Consider the following 21204-nt stretch of genomic DNA (forward strand, 5'->3'; position numbering starts at 1 on the left):
TGAGCTATACCCACCATGATTACTTAGTGACTAGTCGGAACGCTAGAAGCTCCCGAACTGATTTCAAGCAACGAGAAATACTATACATGCATCTGGGGTGAAACTAATAATCGGGATGTTAGCTACGTTTGGGGGGTAAGTCCCAAAATGTGTGTACAGAAACCTCTCAAAACAAATAACCACTAGGACTAACACCACCAGTACATGCTTTGTAAGCATGTACCGTGGCAAAAGTTGCGAATCAACCCGTCTGCGATGCATGCGGAAACAAACAAGTCAAAAACGGGAAAACCAGTGCTGGACGCACCCGATGGCGATGCAAAAACTGCGGCGCGTCCAGCACAATATCCGTTTGGACACGTTGACGTTAAACAAAAAACGGTCTGATCCAAAACTTTTGTTTCGAATCAGACCGTTTGTCTGGGGTGAGTAACGGGGCTTGAACCCGCGACCTTCTGGACCACAACCAGACGCTCTACCAACTGAGCTATACCCACCATGATCGCTTCGACACTAGTCACTCCGCTTTTGCGAACCAATTTCGTATCTGGCAACGAGAAATACTATACACATATCGAGGGGGTGAGTGCCAACTTGAAAGGCCCCTAAAGTGCTGTGTTGTGTATCACCTGCATTTTAGGGGTCTGACTAGTGATTACTTTTCGTCGATGGTACTGATCTGGGTAGCGATTTTGCGTGCCTGATCGGTAGTTGGTCCGGGGGAGGGCACCATGATGGCGGCCCGGTAGTAACGAAGCTCGTCGATTGAGTCCTGGATATCACCTAGCGCGCGGTGATTGCCCGTCTTGGCGGGAGCCGCGTAGTGCGCCTTGGTGAACCAGCGTCGACTCAATTCCTTCAAGGTGGAGACGTCGATAATACGGTAGTGCAGGTGATCAATGATCTCTGGCATGTCGCGGGCCAAGAAGTTCTTATCGGTGCCTACCGAGTTTCCTCCAAGCAGGGCTTTGTTGGGCTCTGGGACGTGTTTACGGATGTAATCCATCACCAGACGTTGCGCCTGCTCCATTTGCATACCGCCGTCCAGTTCCATCAACAAGCCGGAGACCTGATGCATATTGCGAACGAAGTCACCCATCTGTGCCAGAGCCGCATCGCTAGGCTTGATGACCACCTGGATACCCTCGTCGATGATGTTCAAATCCGAATCGGTAATCAGTACCGCTACCTCGATCAATGCATCACGGACCAGATCTAAACCGGTCATCTCGCAATCGATCCATACAATTTTTTCTGAATTACTAGCCACGGAACCAATCTACCCTCTGGACAGCTTGTGGGGCAGCGCACGGCATGAAAGCATCAGTGATCTTAGTGTCACGCCGGTAAGCACATAGCAGGCGATGCTAAAATCATGGGAGATTTCGTGACGTTGAACGATGGGCCTACTGCTGGCTAACCGGATGCAACGTCAATCTTTTTAAACAAACTTTTTGTCCAATCCAGCACGAGGTGTCACGGTGTCCGCTAGTAAGGCAGAAGTTCTAGCTCCCCAACCATACGCTGGTGTAAATAAGACATTGCTTAGCGGCATAATCGGCTCCTCGATGATCCTCTTCGGATCCTTTGGTACGGGCTGGTTGGCCAGTGTTTCACCGCTGAACCGCGATCCATTTTTCATCATGGTGCGAACCGAGGCTGCCGGTGTCACCATTTGCGTGATGCTCTTGACGCTTGGTTGCTGGTTGCTTTTCCGTGCGTGGTGGCGCCTAGGACAGAAGCTAAAAACCTGGGGCAAAGGATCGCTCAAGATTGTGCAGCGCGCGGTGATGCTCTGGAGCATTCCAATGCTTATCGCCCTTCCCATCATGAGCCGCGACGTTTTTGCTTACATTGGACAAGGCCGTCTAGTTGATGCCGGACAAGATCCTTACGTAGATGGCATTTCAAGTCTGAATAACTGGTTCCAGCTAGGTGCCGATACCATGTGGGCTCAAGACGGGACCCCCTATGGTCCGCTGTTCTTGACCATTGAATACATCGTCGTCAACATCGTTGGCGGGTCTACCGATGCGGCTGTTCTTGCCTTCCGCGCCATCGCGGTCATCGGTGTCCTACTATGCCTGCGATATGTGCCCAAGCTGGCCGAACTACATTCGGTTTCCGGCGCCAAAGCGACGTGGATGACCGTGGCGAACCCGCTGTTCCTAGTGAATTTTGTGGCCAGTGCGCATAATGATGCGCTGATGACGGGTCTATCGGTGTGGGCCGTGTACTTGGCTTGTAAACGACACGGCTTTTGGGCGATTGTGGTGCTCGCGGCCTCTATCGGCGTCAAGCCAATAACTCTGGTATTGCTGCCGTTTATCGGTTTGCTCTGGGCAGGTCCGGAGGCCAAATGGCCGCGCCGATTCCTGTATTGGTTCTACTCCGGTTCCATATTCTTGGTTCTGATGACCCTTGTGGGCTGGCTGAATGGCTACTGGTTTGGTTGGCTCAGTGTGTTGCTGAACTACACCGGTACTGGTGTCTCTGTTGTTGCTCCTCTAGGGATGTTAACCATCGCATTGCAGGGCATTTTTGGGTCATTTGGCATGGAAACTGACTGGGTACTGTCGGTCATAAAAAATGGTGGCCGATTGCTCGGTGTGGGTCTTGCTATTGTTCTGATGTTCCGTGGGAAGTACTCACATCTGGTCCAACGCATGGGCATTGCATATGCGGCAATTGTGGTGCTTTCTCCGGTAATCCAGCCATGGTATTTGTTGTGGTTGTTGCCCTTCTTCGCGGCGACCGGATTACGTGATGACTGGCAGATGCTCTGGTTGCACCTCACCACGATATTCTTCTTGGCCTACCAAGCTGCGGATCAAATTTTTGTCTGGCAGTTCCTCCAAGAAGACCTGGTGCCACGAGTGCAATTGATCTCCTGGGGAATTTCGATCCTCTGTGCGCTGTATCTGGTCTTTTTAGATCCCAAGACTAAAAAAATATGTCCCGAGCTCCTGAGCTCCACAAACTGGCTGAAAAAGAAAGTCAAGTGAGTTTGCTGGTGCAAAAACTAATGCGACGTGGCGTGTCGCTGAAAGCTCTGGGCTGGCAAGGCTTTGCCGCTTCGGTGATGATCACCGTGGCTTCTTGGGGCATCGGCTGGTTTCCGCGTAGTCAGCTCTCCCCGCTCGCTCGCAGCGGATTTTTTATTGAATTCCGCACCGAATCATGGGGTGTTATTAGTTGCATCATCTTGATGGCGGCAGGGCTGGCATGGCTGACCAGAGCTTGGATTCTCGCTCGTCCGCTGGTTGATACTGCACAACTGATCAGCTCACGACAATTGGCGCAACTGTTCGTTAAGTGGACGGCGCCATTGATGTTTTCCTTCCCAATTCTCAGCCGAGATGTTTACTCGTATCTGGCACAAGGTCGAATGCTTCATGCCGATAAGTCTCCATATCATGAGGGTATTTCGGCTTTGCCTGGCTGGTTTGAAGGTGGCTCGGACGGGCTCTGGGCACAATCGCCTTCCCCCTATGGTCCATTCTTCTTGGTACTCTCACGAATTATTTATTTTGTCTCCAACGGGGTTCCTGAAATTGGAGTAGGGCTGCTGCGCATTACCGCGTTGCTCGGGGTCATCGGCTGTTTTCACTTCACCGCCAAACTAGCGAAAAAAATGGGGCAGAATCCAAACTGGGCTAACTGGGCCATTGTAGGAAATCCACTGTTTTTATTGACCATGATCGGTGGCGCACACAACGACGCGTTGATGATTGCCGGAGTGTTTAGCGCTTTCGCATTGGCCTATGACCGTCGTCCTTTGGTATCCACGTTGGCTCTAGCTATCGCGGTGTCTGTGAAACCGATTGTGCTCTTGGTGCTGCCATTTATAGGGCTGATCTTGTTAGGTCGCGATAAGTCATTGCGCGCTAAATGCATAGTTTGGCTGAAGGTATTCTGCTATTGCCTGATCTGGCTAACTATCATTGGCGCGGTGACGAACCTCTGGTTTGGATGGTTGCCGGCCATGTTCACCGCCGGAGACGCAGCCTTCCCCTACGCTCCGGTGGGCTTGATTGGTTGGTTGCTTGGCATGCTGGTGGGAGTGTTGGGCGGCTCGGCGAGCCTGACACAGAGCATCGTGGTGCTTATTTTTCAGCTTGTTTCTGTGGTGATCGTGGCGTGGCTTTCATTGGCTAAAGATATTTCTCGGCCGGTGCGTCTGGCCGCGTGGGCATTATCTGCAGTGATATTGCTCGCCCCGATCATTCAGCCCTGGTACATCTTGTGGATGATCGCGCTCTTCGCGATCTCACACCGTGTCTCGTGGTCCTCCGAGAAGCTGATGATCTATTTGGCTAGCCTTATTCTTGTGGTGGTCTTCGTGGATCAACTATCCATTGAGCAGTGGCACATCGTGTGGTTGATGCGGGTGTTTGCGGCGGTACTGGCGGTGGCTTTATTTGCCGGCCTTTTCCGCTTCGACCCGAAAACTCGCACTGTCCTGAGTGGAGACACAGGACCAGCTTCCATTCAGTAAGCATCCAGCCAACAATAGCTGGGCTCACACCAGACGTCACAGGTTGTGCGCATTTTTCTCGGCTTAGATAGAAATATGCAAACGATGTTTTGGCCCGCGACTATCGCCATGCTTGGCGGTGTCCTCTTCTTAGGCGCAGCCGGTATTTTCCTGCTCGCCATCCAGTATCACCGCCATGGACGCCTATCGTGGCGACGGACGCTGACCACCGGTGCCGCAGTAATCTACGGGTTTGGCCTCTTCAGCTACACCATGCTGCCGCTACCCGAAACACGTAACGCATTTTGTCGGCCCGGGGTAGCCGTTCCGCAGCTGCAACCGCTGAACTTCCTCAATGACTTTGCGCTCTCCTACGAACTGGGGATGCGTCACTTTTTGACCAGTTTTACGCTCTGGCAGGTCCTTTTTAATGTGATCTTGTTCATGCCGCTCGGTATCCTGGCGGTCCGCTGGCTGCGTGGCAACGTATTTCTGGGCACGCTCATCGGGCTCACCGCCAGTTTGGCCATCGAACTGACTCAGTACACCGGAATTTGGGGCCTGTATACCTGCGCCTACCGAGTTGCCGACGTCGATGATCTACTGATGAACACCTTCGGTGCGCTGCTTGGATCCATCGTGGCTTACCTGCCAATCTTTGCGTGGCTTACCGGACCACGAGAACAAAGTGCCGCGAAGTCCGGACCGCGTAAGGTCACCAGACTTCGCCGCTTTATGGCCAACGGCTTCGATATCGCTTTTGTCCTTGGGCTGGTGATGCTCACCACCTTCGTGCTGGAGATCGCCGAAAAACTTGGAGCCCCGCAGGCCTCCTACAACCTGACGCAGCGGTGGATTCCCACGATCTCGGTGCTGCTGGTCTTCTTGCTTCCAACCCTGATGCCAGGCCGCGCGAGCCTAGGGCAGCGCTGTGCCTGGATTCGAGTGGCCGGACATGGCACGTGTCCAGCACCTGCATGGCAGGCAGTGGCGCGCAGCATTCTGGGTCTCGGCGGAATCTCTTTCGCTTTCCAAATTGCCGACAGCATCTGGGCTGCAAGCCCCTGGGCCTGGCTCAGTGCACTGGTACTTGGCTACCTGCTGCTGAGCTCGATTTTCCTCTTATGCGATCCGGCCGGCCGCGGAATAGCCGGTAGGCTCACCGGCACCAGATTCATTGATCGGCGAATTCACTAATCGTTCACCACCAAGCTGTCAGCTGATGGGGCTAAAATAGTCCCGGTGGCCGGTACCCGATACGACTGGCAACCACATTCGCTTCTAAGACGTTCCGATTCATCTCTCCAAAGTTAGGCCTGCCCCGCAGTATGGATACTCAGCAAGAAATTCCGCACGAACCGCACCGCGCCGTCCTTGGCACCGCCGTAGGAGCCACGGTCCTGATCGCGATTGGTGCATTCGTACTATCCTTCGCGGCGCTAACCGACTTGGCCGAACGCTCCGGCATTCAGGCGAACCTGGCCTGGATCTGGCCAATCATCATTGACGGCATGATCGTGGCGGCCACCGTTGCCATCGTGGCGCTGAACGGCTTCAATCGTAAAGCCATGATCTACCCGTGGTCTTTGCTGTTCTTCGGCGCTATCGTCTCGACCGCAGCAAACTCCACCCACGCGATCCTTACCGTGGATTCCATCGTTAACGGTGTGCCACCGCTGGTATCGGCCCTCGTTGCGGCCATGCCACCCATCGTGTTGCTGGCCATCACCCACCTGACCGTGCACATGTACCAGAAGAAGTCTGAAGCTGCGAAGCTTCGCGCCGCCTTCGACTATGACGAAGAGCAGATCAACGCAGAGAAGTACGGCGTCGCCTACGACGACGGTTACAACTCGGCACTTTCTGATGCACAGCAGGCGGAAGCCGAGCGAGTGGCTCAGCTGGAACAAGAGCACCAGGATGCCATCGCCCGAGCCCGCGCCGAGGCCATCGCTCAGTCGCGCTCGGAAAAGGTCACCCCGCTGAAGCAGGCTCAAGCTCCAGCTGCGGCTCCGGCAACCGCTAAGCCTGCGACCGCTACTAAGCAGGCTGGCGAAGACAAAGCCCCGTTGTACGAGGACATGGCTAAGCGCCTGACTCGCCCATAGCTAGGACGCGCACCGCATCGATCACCCACGGCATTTCAGCACATTAGGAGGCACCACCATGGATCAATTGACCAGCAACACCGAACCGGAACAGTTCAGCGAACAAATCGACGAGGCGGTGTCTCGTTTTGAAAGCGTGGGGCAGGAACTCGATGAGGTGCTGCGGGCGATGAAATCAAAAATTCGCTCGTTATTTATTGATAGTGAAGTGCAACCCTTGTTTGTGACCGGGCGGGTGAAAACCGCCGAGTCTTTCCGCGCCAAGGCTTCGCGCCAGTTACAGGAAACTCCTGATTCAAACCCGGTATTGGAGTTCCCTAACCCGCTCCGGGAAATCCACGACATGGTGGGTTTGCGCATCATCGTGATGCTTCCCCATGAAATCCAGCAGGTAGCCACGCTGATCAAGGCGCACCGCGAGGACTTTGATTGCCGCAGCGATCGTGAGAAAGACATCGGTTCGGTGGAATCCGGAACCTATGGTTACTCCTCACGGCACCTGCTGCTCAAAACCCGAAATGAACCGAGCGTGTCTAGGTTCCAAACGGCTTTGGGTAAACCAGTGGTACCCAGCGGCAACTTCGTTTTTGAGGTGCAGATCCGCACGGTGCTCCAGCACGCATGGAGCGAGATGGAACATGACATCCGCTTTAAGCATCCTGGAGAAGCCGCGTGGAACCCGCAGATCGACAGGCATTTCACCGCCACCGCGGCCATGCTCGAAACGGTGGAAAACTACTTCACCGACATCGATGATCTCTACCATCGGATGAATGGATATCACGACCGTGAAGGCTTGGGCACCGAGAAGCTGACCGGCGAAAAAATCGGCGAAATCTGGCAGACCCTGCTTCCGCACGTGGACCGCAAGCGCGACGATGACTGGTCCTGGGCCGCCGAATTGCTCGGCTCCCATGGCATCGATCAGACCTGGCAGCTGGCTGAACTTTTGGATGCAAATGTAGTCACCGAGGTCCGTGCCGCACTGGATCACCGGTATTCTCCGGGGCCAGATAGGCTGCTTGACGACGTGTTGCTTTGGCGTTTTGGCAAGGCACATATCGATAAGACCAGTGGCTCGGATTTGAAACGCGAAGCCTCGCTTCGTCGCAGACTGATCCAAATGAAAGACTTCCGCTCCACGCAGCGCAGCTAGCACAACTGCCCGGCACCCAATATTGGGTGCCGGGCAGTGAGCGTTAAGATGTTGGTTCGCACACAGTAAGCCTGATCCCGCCTATACGACCGGTAGGATAGACAAGTTGCCCTTTATATGGGCGAATAGTTTTTCCTTACCCCGTTTTGAAAGGGCCACACCATATGATTTCCGTAGCCAACCTTGAGCTACGCGTCGGCGCCCGCTTGCTGATGGACGAAGTAAATTTCCGCATCGACAAGGGCGACAAGATCGGACTGGTGGGTCGAAACGGTGCCGGTAAGACCACCATGACCAAGGTCTTGGCCGGAGAATCCCAGCCGGCTAGCGGTAACGTCTCGCTGAAGGGTTCCATTGGCTACCTGCCACAGGATCCGAAGACCGAAGACATGGAGCAGCTGGCGAAGGACCGTATCCTCGCCGCTCGTGGCCTAGACGTTGTACTCAATAAGCTGGCTAAGGCCCGCGATGAGATGGCTAGCGATGACGCGTCCGTAGCGAAGAAGGCCATGGGCCGATATGACCGTCTGGAAGCCGAATTTATGGCTGCCGGCGGCTACTCCGCCGAATCCGAAGCCGCGGCCATCTGTTCTAACCTGGATTTGCCAGAACGTATTCTTGAGCAGCCATTGCGCACCCTATCCGGTGGCCAGCGCCGCCGTGTGGAGCTTGCCCGCATCCTTTACTCGGACGCCGAAACGCTGCTGCTCGATGAGCCAACTAACCACTTGGATGCCGATTCCATCACCTGGTTACGTGACTTCATCAAGAACTACACCGGCGGCGTGCTGATGATCAGTCACGACACCGGCCTGTTGGATGCCACCGTGAACAAGGTGCTTTTCCTTGACGCTAACCGCGCCACCGTTGATGTGTACAACATGAACTGGAAGCGTTACCAGACCCAGCGCGAAACCGATGAGCGTGCTCGTAAGCGCGAGCGCGGCAACATTGAGAAGAAGGCTTCGGTCTTGATGGCTCAGGCTAACAAGATGAAGGCTCGTGCTTCCGGTGCTTCCGCCGCGCAATCGATGCTCAAGCGAGTTGACCGCATGCTTTCGGGCCTGGAAGAAGTGCGCGCGAACGACCGTGTTGCAGCTTTGCGCTTCCCGGATCCTGCCCCTTGTGGCAAGACCCCAATGATGGCCGAGGGCCTATCCAAGGCCTATGGATCCCTGGAAATCTTCACCGATGTGTCGCTGGCTATCGACCGGGGTTCAAAGGTAGTAATCCTGGGCCTTAACGGCGCGGGTAAGACCACCTTGCTGCGTATGCTTGCCGGAGTTTCGGAGCCAGATACCGGAACGATCATCCCGGGACACGGTTTAAAGATCGGTTACTTCGCACAGGAGCACGACACCCTGGATCCAGACGCGACGGTGCTTGAAAATATGCGTCGCAACGCCCCGGATCACCTCGGTGATGCCGACGTGCGTTCGATTCTTGGTTCCTTCATGTTTGTTGGCGATGACGTCTCGAAGCCAGCCGGAGTACTCTCCGGTGGTGAGAAGACCCGTCTGGCCTTGGCCACCATCGTGGCTTCCAGCGCTAACGTGCTGTTACTCGATGAGCCTACTAACAACCTTGACCCGGCCTCGCGCGCCGAGGTACTTGGTGCGCTATCCAGCTTCCCAGGCGCCGTAGTGATGGTCAGCCACGATGAGGGCGCCGTGATGGCACTGAAGCCCGAGCGTGTGGTCATCCTGCCTGATGGCGACGAGGACCTGTTCAACGAGGGCTATCTGGAATTGGTCTCACTGACCTAAGCCAGTACAGCTTAAAAGCCGCGGGTCACCATTCTCTAAGGATGGTGACCCGCGGCTTTTGTGTTGCCCTGATGCTAAAGGACAAGCCCACGACCGGTGGTCGTGGGCTTGTCGCCTTACTGGGGTTTGTCGCCGTCCTTCGGCGGATCTTCATCAAGCATGAGATCCTCATAGGCCTCATCGGTCAGCGACCCGTCGCGACGGAACTTCTTTTCTTCCTTCGCACGTAGCTTGCGGACCCGGTGAATTGGTTCTTCAAAGCCCAACGCCTGCGCCTCGGCGAGCTCGGCAGCGTCTTCGGCATTGATCTTGCGTTGTTGCTTCGCCGCGTACCAGAAGCCGACGAAGGATAAGATCCCAAAGAAGTACCACTGGAACTCATAGGAAAGGTGCGGACCTTCATCGGTGTCCGGTGCATCCAAGGGCTGTGGTGCTGTGGCCGGAGCCGGATCTTCCTCATACATGATGCCGTAGGCACCTTCGGAGATCGGGTAGGGGAGTTGCGCGGCGTAGGCGGGCAGATGAATGGATGCGAGCTGGCCATCGGGGGCCCCACGATCCAGTTTGATCTCGCCGGCCTTCAAACGTGCGTTCACGGTGACCGTTCCGGCAGGAGCAGCGGGAACCGTATCGGGGCGACCGCCTTCGGAATTGCCGATAGGTAGGAAGCCACGGTCGATAATTACCGTAGTGCCGGTTTCGGTGCGGAACGGAACCAGCACCTCATAACCCGGGCGGGAGGCCTTAATCCGGTTGCGCACGATACGCGTGTCATCGCTGAGGTACTGACCGGTGAGCTCAACAGTCATCCAGGTGTCTTCTTCAGGCAATGAATTAAACTTGTCCAGCGCCTGATCACCGGAAACAGGTGTGGCGTCGTAGTTGTTGTTCACGTGGGAAATGCTGGTGAGCACTTCGGTGCGACGGTCAGACTGCCATTTACCTAGCCCCGCACAGGCTGCAGCAAAAATGACGACGAGTAGCAACCAGCCAACCCAGCGGGTGCTGGCCAAAAAACGGTACATTTACTGAGTAGCTCCTTCGCCCATGGGCAGGGTTTCCTTATAGAGCAAACGCTCCTTCAGATAGGTTTCTAACCACTCGCGGTGCTCAGTACAGGCCAACCAGATCTTTCGGCGCTCGGGAGTATGAATCTTTGGGTTATTCCATAAAATCTGAAAAGCTGCCGGCGCCCGGCATCCCTTACGCGAGCATTGAACTTCGGTAGGCGCAGAACTCGCGCCTGCTAATGAACCGAGAAGATCCATTTATGCCTCCTTAGACGTATCGGACGGGGGAGCAGTATCGGTCAGTGTGCCCTCGATGATCACGATCTCTGGTTCGTCCACCACAGTTGGCCGGACCGTATTTTCGATCTGTTCCGGCTCCTTGCCACTATAAAATTCTGCGGGAGGTTCGCGCCTAGTCAGGTCTGCTCCGCCATTGGCGATGACTACGGCAATATAGGGCAGGATCACTGCTCCGGCGAGCAGTACCCACCGTACCCACCCTTCAAAGAAGAACGCCAAGATGAAGCACAGCATACGCACGGTCATGGAAATCGTGTATTTGCGTATGCGCAGGTCACGCTCCGAGGTGTGTGACTCGCGCGCTTCGGTAATACGGTGAACCGGCTGGTCCTTCGGACCATGGTTCGCATGCTGGTGTGACATAGCTTTCGAACTTCGCTCAACGGGGCTATTTCTGCCTTCATTCTCTCACTTGTGCCTGTGAGAACCGAATTTCTACGTGCCGTCGAAGCTGTAATACTGCGGGGTAACTAATAGGATTGTTTTCAGACTAGCTACTGACCTAAGCAAAGTGTCTGTTTTGGTGCCCCGTAACCGATGGTGTGCGCCGACGGCATGGATGGAGAATTACATTGAGCACGGAAACCACCAACGGCCGCAGCGTACTGGTGACCGGCGGAAACCGCGGAATTGGCCTAGCCATCGCGCGATCCTTCGAAGCCAACGGTGACAAGGTTGCCATCACCTACCGCAGTGGCGAGGTTCCCGAAGGACTGCTCGGCGTGAAGGCCGATGTGACCGACAGCGAATCAATCGATGCAGCATTCAAAGAGGTCGAAGCGGCCCACGGACCGGTTGAAGTGCTCATCGCCAACGCCGGTGTAACCAAAGACACGCTGCTGCTGCGCATGAGTGAAGATGACTTCACCTCGGTGATCGACACCAACCTCACCGGCGCCTTCCGCGTGATTAAACGAGCCAGCAAGGGCATGCTTCGCCTCAAGCGTGGCCGTGTGGTGCTGATCTCTTCGGTGGTTGGACTCTACGGTTCACCGGGCCAGATCAATTACGCTGCGTCCAAGGCCGGTCTTGTGGGCATTGCCCGCTCACTGACCCGCGAACTTGGATCACGTAATATCACCGCGAACGTGGTGGCCCCAGGCTTTATCAACACCGAAATGACCGCGGTACTTCCAGAAGAAACTCAGAAGTCCTACCTCGCGTCCATTCCGGCCAACCGCTTTGCCGAGCCAGAAGAGGTCGCTAACGTGGTGCGCTGGGTTGCTAGCGATGAAGCGGCCTACATCTCCGGGGCGGTTATCCCGGTTGATGGCGGCCTTGGCATGGGCCACTAAAACTACCCCCAATTTTTGATATACCTAAGGAGTAAAAAGTTGAGCGAATACAAGGGTGCAATAGTCACCGGCTCGTCGCGCGGAATCGGCGCGGTCACCGCACAGGAACTGGCAGCAGAGGGCCTCGGAGTGGTCATCAACTACCGCGCCAAGGCACCACGTGCGAACAAGATTGTGGCAGCTATTGAAGACAAGGGCGGCAAGGCCGTTGCTGTAGGCGCCGACCTGACCACCACCGAGGGTCCACAGGCTCTCATTGACGCAGCCGTGGAGAATTTCGGCACACTAGACGTACTGGTGCTCAACGCCTCCGGCGGCATGGAAACCTCGATGGGGGAGAACTACGCGCTGCGCTTGAACCGCGACGCTCAGGTAGCAATGCTCGAAGCCGCGCTGCCAGCGATGAGCGAGGGCGGCCGTGTCGTCTTCGTGACCAGCCACCAGGCGCACTTCATCAAACAGGTTTCCACCATGGAAGCCTACGACCAGGTTGCGCAGTCCAAGCGCGCCGGTGAAGATGCCTTACGCGAATTCATTCCAAGGCTCGCAGAGAAGAATATCAACTTTGTTGTCGTCTCCGGTGACATGATCGAGGGCACCATCACCGCAACGCTGCTCAACCGCATGGAGCCAGGCGCTATTGACGCGCGTCGCGAAGCGGCCGGCAAGCTGTACTCGGTTGAAGAATTTGGTGCCGAAGTTGCCAAGATGGTCTTCGCTGACGTTGAAACCGGACACACCGAACTTGTTGGTGGGGCCGGAGACTTCCTGAAGCAGGCCGAGCAGTAAGAACCTGCTCGCCAAGTAGTTTTTTGAGGCCTGTCGTTCGCTCCCGCACCGGTGGTGAACGACAGGCCTTTATGCTGCACCGTAAGCGCCGTTTAATGCTGCGTTCGGCTCCAGCGGTAAGGCGTAGTGGTGGAGACCTTCAGTAGGCCGTAGCGCTCCAAAATGGGTCTGGAATATTCGGTGGAGTCACTATGGATCAGTGTTTTGCCCAGTTCTAGGGCGGCCCGTGCCCTCGCAGCGGTCAGCGCCCGATAAATGCCTTGCCCACGATAGGCCGCAACGGTTGCGCCACCCCAGATTCCTGCAAAATCCGTGTCAGGAACCGGTTCGAGTCGACCGGCACTAAGTATTGTTCCCGTGCTGTCCTCGGCCACCCACAGTTGCATTCCATCCGCGGTGGCCAGGCGACGAAGAATCGCCTCGGCATGACGGGTTGATACCGCTTCTCCGAAGGTTTGGTCCTGCATGGCGGTCATCGCGCGAACATCATCTTCGGAGAAGATCTGACGTAGCGTGACACCAGCCGGTAGCGGCGTTTCGGTACTCAGATCGGCGGCTCGCCCGACCATGATTGACTCGCTAGCGTCCGCTACGAAACCGTGTGCGAGTAACTGCTCGTGCAGTCCCGGCGCGTGATCATGGCCCCGGCTCTTCCATTCGACGTCGCTGATTTCTGGCTGCTCCAGGTAGTAAGCGAGCGCTTCGCCGACCAGGGCTGCCAGATTGGTGTCGCTGGTATGCGCAATGTGCGGGTAGGTGATAAACCCTTGACCGCCCGTAAAATTGATCAGACGTAGGGCACCTAGCCGCTGAACCTTTACGGCGCTGGGAGTCTCCGCATCGGTACGCAATTGCTCATCGTAAATGTTTAGATATTCTGCGGCTAGAAGTGACTGCACTAAAACCTCCTGCAGGATTGAAGAACAAAAGGCGCCTTTTGAAAGATTCAAAAGGCGCCTTGAAATTTTGAGTTATGGCTTCTCGCCGCACACTACCTTGTGCCATGGCTGGTAGGTCCAGCTCTTAACATCTGGCGGAAGGGTTTTGGAGCCATCAATCGTGCTGCGGTTACGCGTGATGTCGATGCTAAAGCCCTTCTGTCCACCACTTTCCGAAACACACTTATCGGCTGGGTTATACCGGGTCTCAGGATTAGTCATGTTGTACTTGCCTGAGCTCTTCTGGCTAACCTTCCAGTACTTCGTGCTCCACAAGCGCGTGTGTACACGATCGCCGCTGACCCACGCCTGAATCATCACGCCGTAGGGGGTGTTGTTCTTCCACACCATGTCGACTTGGCCCTCCCAGAGGGTGGCTTCGCGACCTGCTGGGTAGCGTTCAAACCAACGAGAGTGTGGCTTATGCGTGACGTCGTCATATCCGGCGAGGAAGCCGACGTTGTATAGCTGGGTGGAAATCTGAGAGAGTCCGCCGCCAACTGCTTCGGTGCTAAAGCCGCTTTCGACCACACCGGAACTGAAGTAGCCGTTAGCCACGGTAATCGGGCCTAGGGTCTGCAGGAGGGAGAAATTCTCCCCTGGCTTGATCACGGTCCCGCTGATGCGATCTGATCCGGCATGCAGGTTCTTGGTGCGTACCTTATCGTAGGTTGGATACGGGGTCGAGAATTCAACGATCTCTTCCTTGATACCCAGCTTCTTAGCATCCGCGGTGGTGAAGTCAGCCTCGGAGGTCTTGAGAACAACCTTTGCGGTGCGCTCTTTAGTTTCGGTGGCTGCTAAGACTTTTGCACCCAATCCCTTAGTCTCCAAGGCCAGACCCGTGGTCGACTTGGTGATGGTTGGCTTGCCGCCGGATAGGGTAATACGTGCGTTCTTTGCGGTGCTACTGAACTCGGAATTCGTCGTAGCTGCTTTAAAGAGTTTTTTATCATCCAAGGTGATCGCTGGTGCGCCATCCTTGGGAGTGTAACTTGCAGCCTCCGCGATGGCCGCAGCCGAAATATCGACCTTCTTCTTATCCGAAGTTAAGCTGACTTTGTCCTTCAACAGGGCTTTGACCTTGTCGTCGTAGAAAGACTGCAAGGTATCTTCGGAAATTTCAGGCTTGGCAATTTCGCTAGGCAATTCGATCGCCGGTGCGCCTATCCGCCAGTCGCTGGTGAGGACCTTAGCAGCCTCATCTTGTTTCAGGCTCACCCCATCTACGGGCTTGACCAGTTTCGCTTTGCCCTCAGCAAAGGTGATATCGCCTTCGGTGACCTTTGAGTCAGCCTTTTTTGCTAGCGCCGCAAGCTGAGAATTCAGCTTGTCTTGATCTACGTCGATGCTTGCGGTCGCAGTGTACTTACCGGTCAAACGGTCGATGAGTTCTACCGGGTTTGCCTCGTAGCCGGTCAGATCAGCGACGGTGTCGTCAACGTTGAGTGACAGCCCGGCTTTGACGGGATCCATCTTATAGCTCTGAGAATTGATCTGCACTTCGAAAGGCTTTGCAGCTAGCGGAACAACTGACTTGTTCAGTGCCGCTCGGGCATCATCCTGGCTCATTGATCCAATGTTCACCCCAGCGATGCTGGCGTTCGCTGGAACTTGGGCACTAATGAGTGCGGCGCCACCGAAATAGAGTGCTGCTGCCGCCACCACGCAGGAACCAGTGATGATCCAAGGCTTGGCCTTGTTTCGGCCTTGGTCCTTGGGCCGGTTGCTTGGCGATGGCGAGGAGGAACTGTCCGGGGAGGGGGTCTGCACTTGTCTGTTAGCTCTTTCGAAAAGCGGTTGGGGCCGGGCACGAGACGCGAATTTTTACTTCGCCGCGCATCGGTGCACCAAAAGAAATACTAACTGTTGGAACAACCGATACATGGCGTTGTGGGGGTAAACACCAAAATTGTTATCTACTTGTTGGATTTCACGCGTCAAAGTCGTCTAAAACTAGGTCAGCGATCACATCTAGGCGACTAAAATCAATGCGCGCACCGGCTTGTTCGCGCAAGGCTGGTTTCGCATTAAACGCTACACCCAGTCCGGCAGCGGTGACCATGTCCAGGTCGTTGGCGCCATCGCCGGCGGCAATAGTTGCTGACATGCTGATTCCGTGTTCGGCAGCCCAAGCGCGCAGCATTTTTTCTTTCATCGCACGGTCAACGATTTGTCCGTGAACTGTGCCATCAAGCAATCCGTCGGTAATTCCCAGCGTATTTGCCAACGCGTGATCCAATTTCAGCTCTTGAGCCAGGGGATCAAGGATCTGCTGGAATCCGCCGGAAACGACACCCACTATGTGACCAGCCGCGTGCATCCGCTGAACTAATTCGCGTGCTCCGTCGGAGTAAATGACTCGTGAAATAACCTCGGGTAGGACCGACTCCGGTAGACCTTTGAGCGTTGCCACGCGTTGGATTAAGGACTGGGCGAAGTCCAATTCACCGCGCATCGCCGCCTCGGTCACGGCCGCTACCTCTTGTTCGCGTCCGGCGTGGGCCGCGAGAAGCTCGATGACTTCCTGTTTGATCAGTGTTGAATCTACGTCCATCAAGAGCAAGATGCGCTTGGCATCGGTCAGCGCGCTGTCCAGAACCGTAACGCACGCTTCGTCGGCGGAAAAAAATCCTGAGTCAACCAAAGTGTCAAAGCTAGCTAGAGCTTCGGTGCGCAAGTCTAAGGCGTCAATGTTTTCGATCCTGGTCTTGGCGACCCAGCGTGTAGCCGACTCGTGCACGCTAAAAATTGCCTCGGCAGCGGCTGGGAGTCGATTAACCAGCTGTGCAAGGAGTTCATCAAAACGATCACGGGGGAGTGCTGGGCGGGATACGAGGGTCAAAGTTGAAGCCATGAACCTATTTTCGGTGGTGCGAGCGAGTACGACCAAACATGACGTCGAAGTAAACGAGGTGAGATAAAACATCAACCCACTTGTACAAGTTAGTTGTAGAATATTTAGATGACCTCATCACCACCAGATGCCAAGCTTGCAGATGACCTACTTGACGCCATTTATCCGTTATTCGGAATGCTCAATAAGGTTCGAAGTATTTCCGCCGGGAAGCTTGGCATTCTGAGTTTGGCTGAGGAACAAGGCAAAATTACGGCGGCCGCCATGAAAGACAAGCTCGGGGTAAGCCAACAAGCGATCTCCTTGGCTGCTAAGGAGCTGGTTGAAATGGAACTTCTGGTGCGTACCAAAGATCCGGGCGACCTGCGCCGTACGTGGTTCGCGTTGACCGACTCCGGGGCCCAAAAACTTCACGCCGAACGCCAACTGGCACGGGCGGTACTCGCTGACGTGATCAACAAAAATCTCGCTCCAAAACAGCAAGAATCGATCCGCCACGCAATCGACGCACTGACTCATATTTCACGCGGTGGGCATGAATCGAACTAATTCCAATCTTGTCCCCACATTAATTTTTGCGGCGTTATCCACCGCGATTGTCAGTTCCTTGGGGATGCTCTTAGTTCCGTCTATCGCAGCGACCTACCAAATTTCGGTCAGTGCAGCTCAATGGATGTTGACGGTAAACCTCCTAGCCGGTGCGGTGGCTACCCCGGTGATGGGTAGGCTCAGCGATGGACCGCACAAGAAAAAGCTCCTGCTATATTCGCTGGTGATCATTCTGCTTGGCTCCATCCTCGCGGCGCTGGCCCCTACCTTCGGGATATTCCTCATAGGACGTGCCATGCAGGGGCTGACCTATGGCATCGTGCCGGTGACTATCGCCTTAGCTAGGCGTTACTCGGATCCCAAGACCGTGCACCATGCGATTTCTTCGTTATCCGTCACCGTTGCCACCGGTATCGGCATCGGTTATCCACTGACCGGGGTCATCGCCGGGATGTTTAGCTTTCAGTGGGCCTTCTGGTTTGCCGCGGTTTTTGTATTCATCGTGATCTTTGTGGTGCTTCGGATCGTGCCCGACGGACCTGATGAGAATGTGCCCCGCACAAAATTCGACTTTGCCGGTGCGTTGCTCTTGGCCGCGGGCCTTGGCTTGCTCTTACTGGGGATCAGTGAAGGCTCACACTGGGGCTGGATTTCTGCTCGTACCGTCCTGGTACTTGGAGTAGCAATCATCTTGCTGTTCATCTGGGTGAAAACCGAGTTGCGGATAGCTCACCCGCTAATAAACCTGCGCACACTACGCCAAGGCGAAGTGCTGCTAGCTAACTTCGCCGCCATCGGTCTCGGTGCAGCCCTGTACATCGGCATGTCCGTGGCCAGTCTTGTCGCTCAAGCACCGGCAACCACTAACTTCGGGCTTGCACTACCGATCTTGTGGGCCGGATTTGTCATCATGCCACTATCGGTAGGCAGTTTGGTCGCTAACCGTCTGGTGCACCGGCTCGGGCACCGCGTGGGCTACCCCGCATTGTTACCCATCGGCGCGACACTCTTCGCAGCGGCCGCCACGTTCCTCTGGCTAGCGCACGGCGCACTGTGGGAACTGCTGCTGGGAATGTTGGTCTTTGGTCTAGGCATGGGTGCCAGCTACGCGGCCATGCCAGCACTTATCGCGCGGAGCGTCGCGGCCGAACAATTGGGTAGCTCGGTAAGTTTCAACCAGGTGCTGCGCACCGTGGGTAGTTCCTTCGGTACTGCGGTCTCCGCCGCGATCATCGCCATGCACGCAGATTCTTCCGGTGCCACCACAGGTCAGGGCGTCACATTGTCCTTCGCGGTGAGCGCCATTGGCTGCATTTTGCTCGGTCTGGCGCTGACTGTTCATTTCTTTTATCGCAAACAAAAGAGCAACGAGTCTTAATCCACATCGGCAATGGTGTTTTCAATTAGTGAATCAGGCAACGAAAGTCTAGGCTTAAAAACCATGAGCGAAGTGCTAACTTTCAACGATGTCAGCGTGGTGCGCGGGCGTAAAGACCTGCTCAAGGACGTGTCCTGGGAAGTCAAAGAAGGCCAGCGGTGGATCGTGCTGGGCCCGAATGGCGCCGGCAAATCAACCCTGATGAACATTGCAGCCACCCGTCTGCACCCCACCCGCGGTACCGCGGGCATTCTGGGAGAAACCATGGGTAAGGTCGACGTTTTCGAACTGCGACCGTTGATCGGCCTAAGCTCCTCACTGGTCGCCAACGCTATCCCGGCCAATGAAACCGCACTAAATGTGGTTCTCACCGCCGCGTACGGCATGACCGGACGCTGGCGTGAGAAGTACGAGAAACTCGACGAACGCCGTGCGTTCTCGATGCTCCACCAGTGGGGCATGTCCACCTTCATGAACCAGCCTTTTGGCAAGCTCTCCGAAGGTGAGCGCAAGCGTGTGCTGATTGCTCGCGCGTTGATGACCGACCCGGAACTGCTGATTCTTGACGAGCCAGCTGCCGGGCTGGACCTGGCAGGACGCGAAGAGCTCGTTGCTCAGCTGACTGAACTTGCGGCGAATGAAGAAGCTCCGGCTTTGGTCTTGGTCACCCACCACCTGGAAGAAATTCCACCGGGCTTCACCCATATATTGATGCTTAACGCAGGTGAAGTAGTCGCCGCCGGCGAGATCGCTTCCACCTTGACCGAAGAAAATCTCAAAGCAACCTACGGGATGGATTTGAGCGTGCGCGAAGTGGACGGTCGTTATAGCGCCGTCGCGCGCCGAGTGAACTAGGGGCAACACCACACCGTGATCGATTTTTGGCGTGAAGCGTTAATCCTGTTTGGCGGCCTGTGGGCCGGAACCATCAACACCGTGGTGGGTTCCGGCACCCTGGTGACTTTCCCCATCTTGGTGGCCTTAGGTTTTGCGCCGGTTAACGCGGTGGTATCCAACGCAATGGGTCTGATTGCCGGTGGATTCTCCGGCGCCTGGGGCTACCGTCGGGAAGCTGCCAGCGTCAAAAAAACCTTGTTAAAACTTGTACCGGTCTCCCTGGTCGGGGGACTGATCGGTTCACTGTTACTGTTGAACCTGCCCGAATCGGTGTTCGGCGTGGTGGCTCCGGTCTTGCTGGTCTGCGCGCTGGTGCTGGTGATCTTCCAACCCAAACTCTCCGCATGGGCTAAGACCCGGCAGGCGCAGCGCGGGGGAAATGATCCCGACGATGCCGACCGGGCCAAGATCCCCACTATCCTTTACGTGCTGGTCTTTGTTATCGGCGTGTACGGTGGCTACTTCACCGCCGCCCAGGGTGTCTTGCTTATGGCTGTCTTCGGGGTATTCCTGCAGGCTTCCTTGCAACAGTCCAATGCGATCAAGGTCATTCTTTCGCTGATGGTCAACATCGTGGCAGCCGCCATGTACCTGCTGATCGCCCCGGAACGCATTCACTGGATTGTGGTGCTGCTCATCGCCGTGGGTTCGTTGATCGGTGGATTTATTGGTGCCAAGGTAGGGCGCAAACTTTCTCCCGGCTGGCTTCGAGTCATCATCGTTATTCTTGGCGGTATCGCGCTAGTGAATATGGTGTACAAGTTGGTCGCTGGTGCCTGAGATCGTTAATCCCGAACGCATTTTGCATATTGCAGACCTGCAAGATGCGCGCCTCGACGAGTACCTACGACTCTCCGAAGCGCACCTAAGGATGCGCAGTGACGTGGAAAACGGTCTGTATATTGCCGAGAGCACCACGGTGGTTTCCCGCGCAATCAATGCCGGGCACGTTCCACGCAGCTTCTTGCTAGCGGAAAAGCATCTGGATCAGCTGGCGCAAGAATTTGCGCGTTTCCCGGACGTCCCAATTTTTGTCGGTAGTGATGAGCAACTTCAAGACCTGGTAGGTTTCCACCTGCACCGCGGGGCGATGGCCTCGATGAACCGTCCCGAACCGCTGAATTTGAGTGAAGTGCTTGAGCGGAGCTCGCGGATCGCTATCCTCGAAGACATCGCCGATCATACAAACTTAGGCGCGATTATGCGTTCGGCCTCAGGATTGGGCGTGGACGCGGTACTGATTACCCCCAAGTGTGTGGACCCCTGGTATCGCCGAAGCGCACGCGTCTCAATGGGCACCGTCTTTGACCTTCCCTGGGTCAGGCTCACCTCATGGCCCCAGGACATCAACATTCTTAAGGCTCATGGCTACACGATGCTGGCCATGGAGCTCACCGAGGACGCAGTGTCCTTGGCCGAGGTTGAAATGACTGAGGGTAAAAAGTTCGCGATGATCCTGGGCAACGAAGGCAGGGGAGTGACCGAAGAAACCCTGAGCCTGGTGGACCAGGCGGTGATGATCCCGATGCACCGCGAGGTGTCCTCACTCAATGTTGGGGCGGCTAGCGCCATCGCCTTCTGGGAACTGTGCTCTTCGACACCTAAATGAGTTTCACGCAGCATGCTTGCATGAGATAGGATGGAATGTCTGTGTGTCGGCCTTAGGGTCGAAGGCGCAGTAAAA

The 21204-nt window shown here is 55.6% G+C and carries 20 protein-coding genes, 1 tRNA gene and 1 pseudogene; 14 read left to right on the plus strand and 8 right to left on the minus strand.

The window, feature by feature from the left end:
- Positions 1 to 224 precede the first annotated feature (224 nt).
- Positions 225 to 341 (plus strand): annotated as a pseudogene (locus CIK74_RS00005) (IS256 family transposase); the annotation flags it as partial.
- 80 nt (positions 342 to 421) lie between these two features.
- Here the strand turns inward: CIK74_RS00005 and CIK74_RS00010 are convergent.
- Together CIK74_RS00010 and orn are read right to left on the minus strand one after the other, a co-directional pair.
- Positions 422 to 497: transfer RNA gene (locus CIK74_RS00010), tRNA-His, on the minus strand.
- A gap of 158 nt (positions 498 to 655) precedes the next feature.
- Positions 656 to 1270 carry an oligoribonuclease gene (gene orn, locus CIK74_RS00015; protein WP_096253659.1) on the minus strand — a complete coding sequence of 205 codons (615 nt, stop codon included), beginning with the start codon at positions 1268 to 1270 and terminating at the stop codon, positions 656 to 658.
- Positions 1271 to 1481: 211 nt separating this feature from the next.
- Here orn and mptB (CIK74_RS00020) point away from each other — a divergent pair, with 211 nt between their 5' ends.
- From mptB (CIK74_RS00020) to abc-f, 6 genes are all read left to right on the plus strand, one after another.
- Positions 1482 to 3005: a polyprenol phosphomannose-dependent alpha 1,6 mannosyltransferase MptB gene (gene mptB, locus CIK74_RS00020; protein ID WP_096253660.1), complete on the plus strand. Its 1524-nt coding sequence runs from the start codon at positions 1482 to 1484 to the stop codon at positions 3003 to 3005.
- The gene (gene mptB / locus CIK74_RS00025; RefSeq protein WP_096253661.1) at positions 3002 to 4498 is read left to right on the plus strand and encodes a polyprenol phosphomannose-dependent alpha 1,6 mannosyltransferase MptB; all 1497 of its coding nucleotides are present in this window, start codon (positions 3002 to 3004) and stop codon (positions 4496 to 4498) included. Before mptB (CIK74_RS00020) ends, mptB (CIK74_RS00025) begins: the two co-directional genes overlap by 4 nt.
- Positions 4499 to 4582: 84 nt before the next feature.
- Positions 4583 to 5674, plus strand: coding sequence for a VanZ family protein (locus CIK74_RS00030; protein WP_205738212.1), 1092 nt, complete (start codon positions 4583 to 4585; stop codon positions 5672 to 5674).
- Positions 5675 to 5805: 131 nt separating this feature from the next.
- Entirely contained in the window at positions 5806 to 6585 is a 780-nt protein-coding gene (locus CIK74_RS00035) for a DUF2637 domain-containing protein (protein ID WP_096253663.1), read from the plus strand.
- 58 nt (positions 6586 to 6643) lie between these two features.
- Positions 6644 to 7741: a RelA/SpoT domain-containing protein gene (locus tag CIK74_RS00040; protein WP_096253664.1), complete on the plus strand. Its 1098-nt coding sequence runs from the start codon at positions 6644 to 6646 to the stop codon at positions 7739 to 7741.
- 164 nt (positions 7742 to 7905) lie between these two features.
- Complete coding sequence (gene abc-f / locus CIK74_RS00045; RefSeq protein WP_096253665.1) at positions 7906 to 9507, plus strand: ribosomal protection-like ABC-F family protein; 1602 nt, start codon at positions 7906 to 7908, stop codon at positions 9505 to 9507.
- Positions 9508 to 9623: 116 nt separating this feature from the next.
- Here abc-f and CIK74_RS00050 read toward each other — a convergent pair whose 3' ends face one another.
- From CIK74_RS00050 to CIK74_RS00060, 3 genes are read right to left on the minus strand one after another with little or no spacing between them, the layout of a single operon-like run.
- Complete coding sequence (locus tag CIK74_RS00050; protein ID WP_096253666.1) at positions 9624 to 10532, minus strand: SURF1 family protein; 909 nt, start codon at positions 10530 to 10532, stop codon at positions 9624 to 9626.
- Positions 10533 to 10775 carry an acetone carboxylase gene (locus CIK74_RS00055; protein WP_096253667.1) on the minus strand — a complete coding sequence of 81 codons (243 nt, stop codon included), beginning with the start codon at positions 10773 to 10775 and terminating at the stop codon, positions 10533 to 10535.
- Positions 10776 to 11180, minus strand: coding sequence for a DUF3099 domain-containing protein (locus CIK74_RS00060; protein WP_096253668.1), 405 nt, complete (start codon positions 11178 to 11180; stop codon positions 10776 to 10778).
- Between the two features lie 209 nt (positions 11181 to 11389).
- On the opposite strand from CIK74_RS00060, the gene CIK74_RS00065 reads away from it, so the two are divergent.
- Both CIK74_RS00065 and CIK74_RS00070 read left to right on the plus strand, forming a co-directional pair.
- On the plus strand, positions 11390 to 12112 hold the full coding sequence (locus tag CIK74_RS00065) for a beta-ketoacyl-ACP reductase (RefSeq protein WP_096253669.1): 723 nt from the start codon (positions 11390 to 11392) through the stop codon (positions 12110 to 12112).
- A gap of 39 nt (positions 12113 to 12151) precedes the next feature.
- Positions 12152 to 12901 (plus strand): SDR family oxidoreductase, encoded by a 750-nt coding sequence (locus CIK74_RS00070; protein ID WP_096253670.1) that lies wholly within the window; start codon positions 12152 to 12154, stop codon positions 12899 to 12901.
- Positions 12902 to 12993: 92 nt separating this feature from the next.
- On the opposite strand, the gene CIK74_RS00075 is transcribed toward CIK74_RS00070, so the two are convergent.
- The 3 genes from CIK74_RS00075 to serB form a co-directional block, all read right to left on the minus strand.
- Entirely contained in the window at positions 12994 to 13800 is an 807-nt protein-coding gene (locus CIK74_RS00075) for a GNAT family N-acetyltransferase (RefSeq protein ID WP_096253671.1), read from the minus strand.
- A 72-nt stretch (positions 13801 to 13872) separates the two neighbouring features.
- Positions 13873 to 15612, minus strand: coding sequence for a VanW family protein (locus CIK74_RS00080; RefSeq protein ID WP_096253672.1), 1740 nt, complete (start codon positions 15610 to 15612; stop codon positions 13873 to 13875).
- A gap of 160 nt (positions 15613 to 15772) precedes the next feature.
- Positions 15773 to 16696, minus strand: coding sequence for a phosphoserine phosphatase SerB (gene serB / locus CIK74_RS00085; protein WP_096253681.1), 924 nt, complete (start codon positions 16694 to 16696; stop codon positions 15773 to 15775).
- A 108-nt stretch (positions 16697 to 16804) separates the two neighbouring features.
- On the opposite strand from serB, the gene CIK74_RS00090 reads away from it, so the two are divergent.
- The 5 genes from CIK74_RS00090 to CIK74_RS00110 all read left to right on the plus strand — a co-directional run bounded on the left by CIK74_RS00090 (position 16805) and on the right by CIK74_RS00110 (position 21129).
- The gene (locus CIK74_RS00090; RefSeq protein ID WP_096253673.1) at positions 16805 to 17245 is read left to right on the plus strand and encodes a MarR family transcriptional regulator; all 441 of its coding nucleotides are present in this window, start codon (positions 16805 to 16807) and stop codon (positions 17243 to 17245) included.
- On the plus strand, positions 17232 to 18623 hold the full coding sequence (locus CIK74_RS00095; RefSeq protein WP_096253674.1) for an MFS transporter: 1392 nt from the start codon (positions 17232 to 17234) through the stop codon (positions 18621 to 18623). Before CIK74_RS00090 ends, CIK74_RS00095 begins: the two co-directional genes overlap by 14 nt.
- A 63-nt stretch (positions 18624 to 18686) precedes the next feature.
- Positions 18687 to 19478: an ABC transporter ATP-binding protein gene (locus tag CIK74_RS00100; RefSeq protein ID WP_096253682.1), complete on the plus strand. Its 792-nt coding sequence runs from the start codon at positions 18687 to 18689 to the stop codon at positions 19476 to 19478.
- Positions 19479 to 19493: 15 nt separating this feature from the next.
- Complete coding sequence (locus CIK74_RS00105) at positions 19494 to 20300, plus strand: sulfite exporter TauE/SafE family protein (RefSeq protein ID WP_096253675.1); 807 nt, start codon at positions 19494 to 19496, stop codon at positions 20298 to 20300.
- Positions 20293 to 21129 (plus strand): RNA methyltransferase, encoded by an 837-nt coding sequence (locus tag CIK74_RS00110; RefSeq protein ID WP_240520412.1) that lies wholly within the window; start codon positions 20293 to 20295, stop codon positions 21127 to 21129. Before CIK74_RS00105 ends, CIK74_RS00110 begins: the two co-directional genes overlap by 8 nt.
- Positions 21130 to 21204 lie beyond the last annotated feature (75 nt).

This window comes from Glutamicibacter sp. BW77, assembly GCF_002332285.1.
Taxonomy (GTDB): Bacteria; Actinomycetota; Actinomycetes; order Actinomycetales; family Micrococcaceae; genus Glutamicibacter; species Glutamicibacter bergerei.

Excerpts from the sequence above, each read along its gene's own strand:
- CIK74_RS00035 (WP_096253663.1), top strand. The coding sequence starts at position 5,806 with ATGGATACTCAGCAAGAAATTCCGCACGAACCGCACCGCGCCGTCCTT.
- CIK74_RS00095 (WP_096253674.1), top strand. The coding sequence starts at position 17,232 with ATGAATCGAACTAATTCCAATCTTGTCCCCACATTAATTTTTGCGGCG.
- CIK74_RS00030 (WP_205738212.1), top strand. The coding sequence starts at position 4,583 with ATGTTTTGGCCCGCGACTATCGCCATGCTTGGCGGTGTCCTCTTCTTA.
- CIK74_RS00090 (WP_096253673.1), top strand. The coding sequence starts at position 16,805 with ATGACCTCATCACCACCAGATGCCAAGCTTGCAGATGACCTACTTGAC.
- abc-f (WP_096253665.1), top strand. The coding sequence starts at position 7,906 with ATGATTTCCGTAGCCAACCTTGAGCTACGCGTCGGCGCCCGCTTGCTG.
- CIK74_RS00100 (WP_096253682.1), top strand. The coding sequence starts at position 18,687 with ATGAGCGAAGTGCTAACTTTCAACGATGTCAGCGTGGTGCGCGGGCGT.
- CIK74_RS00050 (WP_096253666.1), bottom strand. The coding sequence starts at position 10,532 with ATGTACCGTTTTTTGGCCAGCACCCGCTGGGTTGGCTGGTTGCTACTC.
- CIK74_RS00060 (WP_096253668.1), bottom strand. The coding sequence starts at position 11,180 with ATGTCACACCAGCATGCGAACCATGGTCCGAAGGACCAGCCGGTTCAC.
- serB (WP_096253681.1), bottom strand. The coding sequence starts at position 16,696 with ATGGCTTCAACTTTGACCCTCGTATCCCGCCCAGCACTCCCCCGTGAT.
- CIK74_RS00040 (WP_096253664.1), top strand. The coding sequence starts at position 6,644 with ATGGATCAATTGACCAGCAACACCGAACCGGAACAGTTCAGCGAACAA.
- CIK74_RS00055 (WP_096253667.1), bottom strand. The coding sequence starts at position 10,775 with ATGGATCTTCTCGGTTCATTAGCAGGCGCGAGTTCTGCGCCTACCGAA.